Origin of the sequence: Exiguobacterium sp. s89 (assembly GCF_018617735.1) — a bacterium.
GTDB lineage: Bacteria > Bacillota > Bacilli > Exiguobacteriales > Exiguobacteriaceae > Exiguobacterium > Exiguobacterium marinum.
Genome location: NZ_JACSKS010000010.1, coordinates 1 through 12,409, shown reverse-complemented (window position 1 = coordinate 12,409; position 12,409 = coordinate 1). Strand labels below are relative to the sequence as shown.

Here is a 12,409-nt window from a genome sequence, read left to right as displayed (position 1 = left end):
GAGGTGGTGGGATTCGAACCCACGCAGGCTATTACACCCCTGACGGTTTTCAAGACCGTTCCCTTAAACCACTTGGGTACACCTCCAAAAGATATGAAATTGTCTGAGCCTCCAAAAAGAAAATGGAGGAGGTGGTGGGATTCGAACCCACGCAGGCTATTACACCCCTGACGGTTTTCAAGACCGTTCCCTTAAACCACTTGGGTACACCTCCAAAGCTCATATACAATTCGCAAGCAACAGTGTCGCTCGACATGATTTATAGTACCAACTGAAGAGACAGATGTCAAACCCTTTTGTGAAAAAACATTAAAAAAAATAAGCAGCCTCAAAATCGAGGCTGCTCTGCTATTTAGTTCGGCATTTCGATCTTTTCTTTCCCACCCATGTAAGGACGAAGGACTTTCGGAATCACGACCGAACCATCCGCTTGTTGATAGTTTTCTAGAATCGCTGCGACCGTCCGACCGACCGCCAATCCTGAACCGTTCAATGTATGCACGAACTCAGGTTTCGCGTTGATATCACGACGGAAACGAATGCCTGCACGACGTGCTTGGAAATCTTCAAAGTTTGAACAAGAAGAGATTTCACGATAGACTCCTTGCGCCGGCATCCATACTTCAATATCGTATTTCTTCGCGGCAGTAAATCCGAGGTCCGCTGTACACATGCTGAGCACTTGATACGGAAGTTCGAGACGCTTCAATACTTCTTCGGCATGCCCTGTCAACAACTCCAATTGCTCATAAGATTCTTCCGGTTTTACGAAACGGACGAGCTCGACTTTGTTGAATTGATGCTGACGAATCAACCCGCGTGTGTCACGTCCCGCTGAACCGGCTTCAGAACGAAAGTTAGCGCTATATGCTGTATACGCGATTGGAAGTTGCGTTTCCGGGAGAATTTCTTCACGGTGCATGTTCGTGACCGGTACTTCAGCTGTTGGAACGAGGAAGTAGTTCGTATCCGCTACTTTGAACGCATCTTCTTCAAATTTAGGAAGTTGACCGGTCCCCGTCATCGCATCCCGATTGACCATGTATGGTGGCAATATTTCAGAGTATCCGTGCTCGTCTGAATGAAGATCCATCATAAAGTTGATGAGAGCACGTTCTAAACGAGCGCCTAATCCTTTATAGAAAACGAAACGGCTTCCCGTTACTTTTCCGGCCCGTTCGACATCGACGATTTGAAGGTCTTCCATCACATCCCAATGTTGCTTTGGCTCGAAATCAAAATCAGGCTTCGTTCCGATTTCACGAATCGTCACGTTATCGTCCTCGGTCTCGCCGATTGGGGTTGATTCGTGCGGGATGTTCGGAATGCTGAGTAAAATCAAGTTAAGATCTGCCTCAACTTCTCGTAACTCTTCGTCTAACAGTTTGATTTCATCCCCAAGGCGACGTGTCTCTAAGATTGGACCTTCAGCATCTTGTTTGTTTCGCTTCAATTCAGCGATTTGTTTTGTCGCTTCATTGCGCTTCGCTTTCTTCACTTCGACTTCGTTGATCAAATCACGGCGCTTCTCCTCTAACTGTGGGAAGCGGTCAAGGGCACTCAAGTCTTCGCCCCGATGAGCTAATTTTTCTTTAATTCCTTCAAAATCCTGTCGCAAACGTTTAATGTCTAACATTATTGTTCCTCCTTTTTCATATAAAAAAGGTGGCACGCCCCTTTCCCGTAGGAAAGGGACGAACCACCTTGGATCCGCGTTGCCACCCTCGTTGCCCAAGTACCTGAGCCACTCGATGCACGTAACGTGTGCAAACGTGACTTGTTTCCAAGTCAATGCTCCGAGGTCGATTCGGTTACGCCATCCCACTAGTTTGCACCAACCACTAGCTCTCTGTCAGTAGACGTACGTAACGTACTTATTCTCATCATCGCATCTGTCATTGAATTAATCTTACTTTACAACATCTCCACTTGTTCGACAAGACTGATTTTTCCAAGTGCGAGCCGGATTTGGTCGAGGAAATCTAAAAAGGCTCGCGTCATTCGCGTCAAGAACGAAGCGGTATCGATCGACTCTGCCGTAACAAGCGTCATCTTTGGAGGGGTCTCCCCTTCCAAATAACGTACATGCTCCGAAGAATCAATGGTGACCATTCCTGCTTGTGTATCGGGCTTGATCGGAGCCTTTAAATCCAACAGATCGTATTTCGGCTCCGGAACTGGCTTGCCTTTTTCGACCAGCACTTCAAAGTCATTCGTCGTCCGGATTGCTACTTGTTCCGTCTCGCCTTGAGAGACCGTTGCTGTTTTGGGGATGACTTCACCCGTCCTTAAAATCGGGGTCATGACAAAATCCGTATACGCATAGTCATGTAACGCTTTCGTCGCGGCGTACCGTCCATCATCAGATGTCGCACCAAGAACAATCGAAAGAATGGTACGCCCATCACGTGTGGAGACGCCAACAAAACAGTACCCTGCCTCGTTCGTCGTCCCCGTCTTAAAGCCGAGCATCCCCGGATAAGCCAGGTCACGGTCAGCGAGCATTCGGTTTGTCGCGTCAAACCGAATGCCGTCGACATCCACGTATGCCCGCTTCGTCACGTCGAGTACTTCCGGATACGTCGTCAAATACGCAATCGCGAGCTTCATCAAATCCTTGGCGGACGTCAAATTGTCTCCTGGTAGACCTGCGGATTCTGAATCAAGTCCTGAGGCATTCGCGAACGTCGTTTGAGTCATACCCAATTCATCAGCCCGGCGATTCATCTCTTTGACGAACGCCTCCTCAGAACCAGATACGGCTTCCCCGAGCGTTACCGCTGCTTCGTTCGCTGAACGAATCAACGCGGCATCGTATAACTCTTTGACGGTATATGGTTTATTTAATAGTGGGATTCGTGCCAACCCCGGCTTTCTCGTCAAAGCCAAAGCAGCATCGCTCGGTATGATTTCTTGTTTCCAACTGAGCTCCCCTGTTTCAATCGCCTCACGCGTCAAAAATGCTGTCATCAGCTTCGTGATTGAGGCCGGCTGAAGCATCGAATCTTCTTGTTTAGCAAATAGAACTTGTCCTGTTGTCACGTCAACAAGCATCGCGCTTGCCGCATCCACTTTCGGTGCGGCCGCAGAGGCAGCCGAGGGCAAGATGGTCTGCACGACGAATATGACCGTGAGCAATATCATGAAATAACGGGCCTTCACATCGTTTCCCCTTTCTGTACGCTTCTTTTTTCAGTGTAACAAAAAATAAGTTTGAAGGACCTCTTTTTTGTGAGGTCTCTCAAACTTATACGTGTTGGGTCTGATTCGCTTTGACCATCTCGATAAAATAGCGATGTAACGATAAGTCATCCGTTAATTCTGGATGAAAAGAACAGGCAAGATACTGTTTGTAACGAACCGCTACAATCGCTTCCTCGACTTCAGCGAGCACATCCACTTCCGGTTCGACCCGTTCCACTTGAGGGGCACGGATAAAGACCGCTTCAACCGGATCTTCGATTCCTTTCACAGGAAGATCGACTTCGAAACTGTCGACCTGACGTCCAAACGCATTGCGTTTCACCGTCATCGGAATTTTCTTTAAGTGCGCATCGTATCCTTCGACTTCGTTTGCGAGAAGAATCATGCCGGCACACGTGCCGAACATCGGTAACGTCTCCATCTCTCGAAGTGGTTCGAGCAGCCCGTAATGGTCGAGCAATCGTCGCATCGCCGTACTCTCTCCTCCTGGTAATACGAGTCCATCAATCGCTTGCAAATCTTCTACCGAGCGGACTACTACGGTTTGGGCGCCGAGCGTTTCGAGCATGCGAACATGCTCACGAATCGCGCCTTGCATCCCTAATACGCCAATCGTCACCATCTTACCAGCCTCTTGGTGCCATAAGTTCTTCTTCTTTGAGCGTGCGGACGTCGAGTCCTTTCATCGCTTCACCTAGTCCTTTTGACAAGTGTGCGATTCGCTCATAGTCGTCATGGTATGTCGTCGCTTCTACGATGGCACGTGCGAATTTTTCTGGGTTCTCCGCTTTGAAGATACCTGATCCGACGAAGACCCCGTCTGCTCCGAGATGCATCATCAATGCCGCATCCGCTGGTGTCGCGATTCCACCCGCCGCAAAGTTAACGACTGGGAGACGACCCGCTTCACGGATTTGCATCAATACTTCAAACGGTGCACCGAGGTCGCGTGCCTCTGTCATGACTTCATCCACGCTCATCGACAAGAGACGCTTCACTTGCGCTTGTACTGTACGCATGTGACGAACCGCTTCGACGATGTTTCCTGTTCCGGGCTCCCCTTTTGTACGAATCATCGCCGCACCTTCGCCGATGCGACGGGCTGCTTCACCGAGGTCGCGTGCTCCACATACGAACGGTGCCGTATAGTCGCGCTTGTACAAGTGGAACTCTTCGTCGGCTGGTGTCAACACTTCGCTCTCGTCAATGAAGTCGACTCCCATCGATTCGAGGACACGTGCTTCAGCGATGTGCCCGATCCGGCATTTCGCCATAACCGGAACTGACACTGCGCCCATGACGTCTTCAATGATTGTTGGATCGGCCATACGGGCAACGCCACCCATTTTACGGATGTCCGATGGTACGCGTTCTAGTGCCATGACAGCCACAGCACCTGCAGCTTCAGCGATCTTCGCCTGTTCGGCGTTGATGACGTCCATGATGACGCCACCTTTTTGCATTTCTGCCATCCCGCGTTTTACTTTATCTGTCCCTACTTGTCTCTTTTCCATTGAAATCCCTCCATTGATTCGTGTTCTACTTGCTAGTATAAGTTGAATTGACTATATTGAAAGTGTCAGTTTCTTATTTTTTAAAGTGGTCAGTTCAAATAAAGGACTCTATTTTATTTATCACGAACCTGTTGAAGTATGGAGGAGGGATATGTATGTCAAACCGGGATCCGTTCGATGGAGGTCATCGTGCATTATTTGGTACATCTGGGATCGTCTCGTTCTTAATCATCCTTGGCTTTATGCTTTACTTCTTGTTCGGTTCATAAAGAAAGGAACGTCACACTATGGATATGCTCACCTTTTCGCTTGATCAAGAATCGTCCATCCCTCTTTACGAACAATTGTATAAACACATTCGGGACGCTATCGTGGACGATACGTTAAAGACAGGTACCAAATTACCTTCGAAGCGTAAGCTCTCGCAATTTTTAGATGTGTCGCAGACAACGGTTGAGTTTGCATATGCCCAGTTACTCGCCGAAGGATACATCGAATCCATTCCTCGAAAAGGATTTTACGTATTACCGCAAGAGGAACTGTATGTCCGGCGGTCGAGTAGCACGATCACCCCGATCCCACCTCAGAAGACGTATACGTACGATGTCTCACCAAGTCAAATCGATACGACCGCCTTTCCATTCGAGCGTTGGAAACGACATGTCAAGCACGTCGTCGATGAAATACATCATGAGTTACTCGCCTTAGGACCAGTTCAAGGAGATCTCGAATTAAGACAAGAGATTGCGACCTATCTCTATCATTCACGAGGGGTCCAGTGCTCACCTGAACAAATTATCGTCGGTTCCGGCACGGAGCAACTGTTGCCACAACTGTTGGATCTATTACCTGAGTCGTCAATTTTCGGGATTGAAGATCCCGGTTATCCGCTCACTCGTCTCTTATTCGAACAACAAGGACGTACTTCAATCCCGATTCCGATAGATGAGAGCGGGGTTTGCGTGCACGAGCTCGAGCGTCAGGCAATCGATGCGTTATACGTGACCCCAGCCCATCAATTTCCGACAGGGACTGTCCTGTCTGTCAGTCGAAGGCAGCGCTTGTTAAACTGGGCGCTCGTTCATCAAACGTATATCATTGAAGACGATTACGATAGTGAATTCCGCTACAGTGGTAAGCCTATACCGTCTCTTCAAAGTATGGACCCGAACGAACGGGTTATTTACATCAGTACGTTTTCGAAATCGCTCATGCCCTCCCTTCGAATCGGCTACATGGTATTACCAACAACCCTTTTGAACCGTTACCGAGAGAGGCATCATTATTTCACCTGTAGCGTCCCTAGGTTCGAACAACATACGTTGTCCCTCTTCATGTCGAGCGGTGATTTTGAGAAACATTTGAATCGGATGCGAAAAATATACCGCCGCAAACTAGAGATTGTCCTCGCCTCCTTCCGCCCATTCGAACCGATTGTCACCGTGACCGGAGCGAGTGCCGGATTGCACGTCGTACTGACTGTGGCTACCGACCGGACAGAACAAGAGCTGAAGCAGTCTGCAGAATCTTCCGGAATCGCAATCAAATCGATGAGCGATTACCGCATCATACATCCGGACGAACAAAAACAGCTTCTATTCGGCTTTGCGCATTTGTCCGAATCAAGCTTACCGGATGTGATCGATCAATTAATGTATGCATGGAAAGTTTCGAAAGGAGGGACGTCATGAAGCGCTGGCTTCGATGGGTCATCGGAATATGCTTGATCGGTAGCGGAATTTTCTTTTTGACAAGTTCCGTTTGGAAAGATGTCATCGCCGATTCAACGAGTGAATATGTGATGGAACATATGGAACTACAAGACGAGGATGAATTTAACCCAAGTTATGATTTCAAATCCGTCACGCCGCTTTCATTGAAAGACGTCTTACAGGCGCGCAATCGATTTCATCATTTACCAACAATCGGTGTCATTTCAATTCCGGATGTTTCTTTGAAACTTCCAATCATTAAAGGATTGGATGACGAGAGTCTGGCTGTAGGCGCCGGAACGATGCATCCTGACCAGCAGATGGGCAAAGGGAACTACGCGCTCGCCGGTCACTATTTACAGCATGCGACCGCTCTATTCGGTCCCCTCCATGAAATCGAAATCGGGGCGACGATTTATCTTCAAGATGATATGCGAACGTACGAATACGTGGTCACTTCCCTTGAAACCGTCTCTCCTGAACGAGTCGATGTATTAGATGACACCTCAACCCCAACCATCACGTTAATCACGTGTACGTTTGATACGACAGAGCGCCTCATTGTAAAGGGAGAGCTCGTCACCACTTCCTCATGACCGTTTCTCCTCAATAAATAGGAGAAGCGGTTTATTGTTTTTCCAAAAACATATTCTTAGCGCTTTCAAATTCCGCTAAACTATTTTTGAAAACGTTTGCACAAAATAGTGCAATTCTATTTGACAGGAAGAGGTGCCTCATGAAGAAAAAAACTGCTCGTCAGGCTTCAACACTCATACTATCCGGTGCATTGCTCGTCCAAGCCGGCGTTCCGATGAACGCTTTGGCCGAACCGACGACTATGACAATCGATGGAACGAAGGCAGACTGGGCCTCCGTTACACCCCTTGCAACTTCCCCGGCCACGGGTTGGGAAGGTTTTGATATCGGCGACCTATACATACAAAACGACGCTCAACACCTTTATTTTTATGTGGATGCGAACAATGTCCCAAACTGGGGAGATAACGGACAATATATTAATATCGCCCTTCAAGTGAACGATGAAGACTCTGGGGTTTCTTCGAATCCACTTGGATATCCTTTCGATTTTAAAGGAGTCGACAAGGCACCTCAGTATCATATTCTCGTTCGTATTGATGGGGACGAGAACGTAAAAGAAGCCGCCCTCTATGAAGCCGGACAGGAGACGCCACTCTTACAATTGAATCAATTGAACGGAGCCGCCTTCGCAGTCGATCGGACGAAAGGGTTTGAAGGAAAGGTCCCTCTCTCACTACTTGGGCTAAACAATGGAGACCGAATCCGTGCCCTGACTGTATTGAGCGGGAACAACGCAGGTGAACATGGAGCGTTTGATACGATTCCAAGCAACGCGGCCAATCAACTATCCGACAGTTGGAACGTCGCCGCTAGCCCATCGACACAATCAGTTTATAGTGCTCCGTTCACGTTAAGCGGGGTGGAGACAATCGACCAGCTTGAAGTCGCTTCCGTGACCCCTGCTTCTTCAGCAACTGATATCGATGTATCTACTCCAATCACATGGACCTTCAATGAACCGGTCCGTCTTGATGCTGAAGCAGTTTCCCTACGGCAAGGTGAGACGCATGTCCCGGTTGACGTGACAATCAACGGTACGACTGTGACACTTCAACCGAAAGAGTCACTCGCTCTCAACACTTCATATACGGCTACCATTTCAGCGGGGGCTTTGACCGGTACGATTTCGAACACAACGCTCCCTGCATTGACGACTACGTTCAAGACGGCATCAAAACTCGCAGACCCGTGGGAAACGACTCGCTATATCGAGATGAAGTATGTCCGTGCGGATGGAGACTATACAGATTGGAACTTGTGGACGTGGAGCACTGGCAAGAAAGATGGACAAGTGGATCCGTATCGCATCACGGAGGACGGAGCGATCTTCCGAATCCCGGTCGGTCAGGACGCCACTAAAGTAGGGTTTGTGATCCGAAAAGGAACGGATTGGGCTGTGAAGGACACTTACGGAGAGGATAGATACGTCACGCTTGGAGAAGACCGTGTCACGAAAGTGAATGTCGAAAGTGGCAAAGGTGTCTTCCATCAAGTTCCGACAATCAACGGTCCAATGTACGGTACAGACGGAATCAGTTTCTTCTATCGTGACGTAGCACTCTATGAATCCGGAAAAATGAGTGAAATCGAGAAGGTCGCACTAAAAATCAATGGTGAAACCTATCCGATGACGTATGAGTCTGACAACGAATGGTTTCGTCACACAGTACGTTTGCCTGAAGGCGTTCATGACTACACGTATCTCGTCACAAAAGATGGGGTGACGACCGAAGTGAAAGATCCGTATTTCGAGGCGTCTCAAATCGAATATCGTCAACCGACCGTTAAGCTCACTTCTTCGGTTAGCCCGAAAGCAATCAGTTCCCGTGAAAATGCCGTCTTACAGGTAAAACCAACCTTGCCGAAAGGTGTAGCACTTCGAGAGCTATACATCGATGCACGCCCACTCGGAGGTCCTGAAAAGTTACACATTGACCGTGCGCTCAATGCCCAAACAATTGCGGTAAAGGATACCGTCAAACCAGGCAACAAAACACTTTCTGTCACAGCGATCGATCAATACGGAAACGTCCATCGCTCGAAGACCACCATCCGTGTCGTTCCGAAATCGATGAAAGAGAAGCAAGCATTTGATTGGGATGAGGCCCGTATCTACTTCATGCTGACCGACCGTTTCCACAACGGCGATTTGTCCAATGACAACCCGAACCGTGAATTCTACGATCAGGACCACCTCGAGTCTTATCACGGAGGTGATTTCGCAGGTGTCACGAAAAAACTCGATTATTTGGATGACCTAGGTATCAATACAATCTGGATTACACCGATTGTGGATAACATCGATTGGGATTTACGCTATGGAAAAGACGGGTCTCAATATGGCTATCACGGGTACTGGGCGAAAAACTTTGAAAAACTCGATGAACATCTCGGAGATATGGCCGCATTCCACAAATTGATTGACGAGGCACATAAACGCGGCATTAAAATCATGGTTGATGTCGTCTTGAACCATCCGGGTTACGGTATGGAACCCGGTGCGAGTTCATCCGTCACGAATTTCCCGACGGATACGGAACGTCAAGTGTTCGATGGCATGATCCGTGAGAATCCCGTCGACGGGGATGACCTCAAGATGTCCTTGTCCGGCCTTCCTGATTTCAAGACAGAAGAAGCCGCCGTCCGAGAGCAGTTGGTTAAATGGCAGACCGATTGGATTAAACGTTCGAAAACGAAAAGAGGAAACACGATCGATTACTTCCGTGTCGATACAGTCAAACATGTGGATTCAACGACGTGGAAGTCATTCAAAAATGAACTAACGACAATCAAACCGGATTTCAAACTCATCGGAGAGCATTATGGAGCAAGTATCAACAATACGGGTGGTTATTTGAGAAGTGGTCAAATGGACTCCTTGCTCGATTTTGACTTTAAATATCAGGCCGAGCAATTCGTGAACGGTAACATTGAGGATGTAGAAAGTGCACTTCAATACCGAAATAAACAACTATCGAATGAAGCGACTCTTGGACAATTCTTAAGCAGCCATGATGAAGATGGATTCCTCGTCTCACGCGCAGGTGGGGATATAGGAAAACAAATGGTCGCTGCAGCGCTTCAAATCACGGCCAAAGGTCAGCCTGTCATCTATTACGGAGAAGAGGTTGGCCAATCCGGGACACATGCGGGCGATATGGACAAAGGTGAATTCAACGAGAATCGTTATGATTTCGATTGGTCCCGTGTCAAAGGTGAAGGTAAAACGATGCATACGCATTACCAAAAACTATTGAATATCCGTGCAGACTATTCACACGTATTCAGTAAAGGAACACGTTCATCTGTCGCTGTGAGTGCTGCCTCTGGTTATTCAGTGTTTGAACGGAGCTATGGTAAACAATCCGTTCTTGTCGGATTGAACACGAAAGAGAAAGCGCAAACCGTTTCATTTAAGACGTCGTATAAGGCGAAGACTGTATTGATTGACCGTTATAGCGGCAAATCATATACCGTTCAAAAGGATGGGAAGGTGACCATCTCTCTTCCTGCTCAAAATCAGGGAGGTACCGTGATTTTAGTGGCGAAACATAAATAAAATACCGCCATCCTGAGTGAACAGGATGGCGGTATTTTATATTAGCGTGAGTAGTTTGGTGCTTCTTTTGTGATGTTGACATCATGCGGATGGCTCTCCTGGAGTCCAGCACCTGTCATACGAATGAATTGTGTGTCTTCACGAAGGGCACGAATGTCGGCAGCGCCGCAATACCCCATACCTGAACGAAGACCACCAATCAATTGATAGACCGTGTCGGCAAGTTCACCGCGATACGCCACGCGACCTTCGATTCCTTCTGGCACGAACTTTTTATCGGCTTCTTGGAAATAACGATCTTGGCTTCCACGTTTCATCGATGCTTCCGATCCCATACCACGGTAAGTCTTGAACTGACGACCTTGGTAGATTTCCATCTCCCCTGGGCTCTCTTTCACACCCGCAAGCAAGCTTCCGAGCATGACTGCGTTCGCTCCTGCGGCGATCGCTTTGACGATATCACCTGAGTACTTGATTCCACCATCAGCGATGACTGAGACACCGTGCTCTTTCGCTTCCATAACACAATCGTATACAGCTGTGATTTGTGGAACGCCGACACCTGCGACGACACGTGTCGTACAAATCGAACCTGGTCCAATCCCAACTTTAATGACGGATGCCCCTGCTTCAATCAATGCACGCGTTGCTTCAGCAGTAGCCACGTTTCCTGCGATGATCGGAAGTGATGGGAACATGTCGCGGATCTCTCGAACTTTTTCAAGAACACCAGCGGAATGTCCGTGTGCTGTATCGATGACCAATGCATCCACACCCGCTTCAACCAATACTTGAGCGCGTGACACTGCATCTTTTGTGACGCCGATTGCTGCTGCGACGAGAAGACGACCTTGCTTATCTTTTGCTGCGTTCGGGAACTGTTCGACTTTCTCGATGTCTTTTGTCGTAATGAGACCTTTCAATACACCGTTCTCATCGACGAGTGGAAGCTTCTCGATGCGATGTTGATGAAGAATGCGTTCTGCCTCTTCAAGTGACGTACCAACTTTTGCTGTGATGAGATTTTCCGTCGTCATGACATCTTTGATGACTGTCGAATAATCTTTAATAAAGCGAAGATCACGATTCGTCAAGATACCAATCAGTTTACGCTCCTCTTCTGAGTTCACAATCGGTACACCAGAGATACGATACTTACTCATCAAGTATTCCGCATCGTATACTTGATGGTCTGGAGTTAAATAGAACGGGTTCGTGATGACACCATTTTCTGAACGTTTGACACGATCGACGTGCTCAGCTTGCATTTCCATCGACATGTTCTTGTGAATGACACCTAAACCGCCTTGACGGGCCATAGCGATTGCCATCGGAGCTTCGGTGACTGTATCCATGCCGGCACTGATGAGCGGAATATTCAATTCCAGTCCTTCACAGAGCTTCGTGCTTAAATCTACGTCACGCGGTAAAACACTTGAAAACCTCGGTACGAGTAATACATCATCAAACGTTAAACCTTCTTTTGCAAACTTGTTTTCCCACATAAAAATTGATGGCCCCTTTCTCGTCCTATCCAAATCTTCATTTCGAAATATTTCTGTAATGGTAACAGGTATAATGCGAAAGTGCAATTCAATTCCCGATGTTCAGAAAGTTCAGAATTGTGTTCATTACGATATGAATCATAAAAATTGTTCGGAATTTCATGAGAAGAGGCTCTATTTAATGGAGTTCGATTTCAAAATAGGCATAAAAAAGACGACCGAGCGTTATGCTCGGTCGTCCTCTGCGTTGTTGCCTGGCAACGTCCTATCCTCACAGGGGGAGATCCCCCAACTACTTTCGGCGCTGAGACGCTT

General features: G+C 47.8%; 8 protein-coding genes, 2 tRNA genes and 1 other annotated feature. Of the genes, 3 read left to right on the top strand and 7 right to left on the bottom strand.

Annotation, left to right across the window (positions count from 1 at the left end; genetic code table 11):
• From KNO96_RS14110 to pdxS, 6 genes are all read right to left on the bottom strand, one after another.
• Nucleotides 1–86, bottom strand: a tRNA-Ser gene (locus KNO96_RS14110).
• A gap of 37 nt (nt 87–123) precedes the next feature.
• Nucleotides 124–214 (bottom strand) — tRNA-Ser (locus KNO96_RS14105).
• A 138-nt stretch (nt 215–352) separates the two neighbouring features.
• Entirely contained in the window at nt 353–1,636 is a 1,284-nt protein-coding gene (serS, locus tag KNO96_RS14100) for a serine--tRNA ligase (RefSeq protein WP_214704546.1), read from the bottom strand.
• A gap of 51 nt (nt 1,637–1,687) precedes the next feature.
• Nucleotides 1,688–1,896 (bottom strand) — a binding site (T-box leader).
• Between the two features lie 18 nt (nt 1,897–1,914).
• On the bottom strand, nt 1,915–3,162 hold the full coding sequence (locus KNO96_RS14095) for a D-alanyl-D-alanine carboxypeptidase family protein (RefSeq protein ID WP_214704548.1): 1,248 nt from the start codon (nt 3,160–3,162) through the stop codon (nt 1,915–1,917).
• 85 nt (nt 3,163–3,247) lie between these two features.
• Entirely contained in the window at nt 3,248–3,826 is a 579-nt protein-coding gene (pdxT, locus tag KNO96_RS14090; RefSeq protein ID WP_214704550.1) for a pyridoxal 5'-phosphate synthase glutaminase subunit PdxT, read from the bottom strand.
• A gap of 1 nt (nt 3,827) precedes the next feature.
• Nucleotides 3,828–4,718 carry a pyridoxal 5'-phosphate synthase lyase subunit PdxS gene (pdxS, locus tag KNO96_RS14085; RefSeq protein ID WP_012727762.1) on the bottom strand — a complete coding sequence of 297 codons (891 nt, stop codon included), beginning with the start codon at nt 4,716–4,718 and terminating at the stop codon, nt 3,828–3,830.
• 287 nt (nt 4,719–5,005) lie between these two features.
• Between pdxS and pdxR the strand changes: the two genes are divergently transcribed.
• From pdxR to KNO96_RS14070, 3 genes are all read left to right on the top strand, one after another.
• A complete protein-coding gene (gene pdxR / locus KNO96_RS14080) occupies nt 5,006–6,409 on the top strand; it encodes a MocR-like pyridoxine biosynthesis transcription factor PdxR (protein WP_214704552.1) in 1,404 nt (467 codons plus the stop codon).
• Entirely contained in the window at nt 6,406–7,026 is a 621-nt protein-coding gene (locus tag KNO96_RS14075) for a class A sortase (RefSeq protein ID WP_214704554.1), read from the top strand. The genes pdxR and KNO96_RS14075 overlap by 4 nt, the downstream gene beginning before the upstream one ends.
• 140 nt (nt 7,027–7,166) lie before the next feature.
• Nucleotides 7,167–10,589 (top strand): alpha-amylase family glycosyl hydrolase, encoded by a 3,423-nt coding sequence (locus tag KNO96_RS14070; RefSeq protein WP_214704562.1) that lies wholly within the window; start codon nt 7,167–7,169, stop codon nt 10,587–10,589.
• A gap of 41 nt (nt 10,590–10,630) precedes the next feature.
• Here the strand turns inward: KNO96_RS14070 and guaB are convergent, their stop codons facing one another.
• Nucleotides 10,631–12,094: an IMP dehydrogenase gene (guaB, locus tag KNO96_RS14065; protein ID WP_026824748.1), complete on the bottom strand. Its 1,464-nt coding sequence runs from the start codon at nt 12,092–12,094 to the stop codon at nt 10,631–10,633.
• Nucleotides 12,095–12,409: the final 315 nt, after the last annotated feature.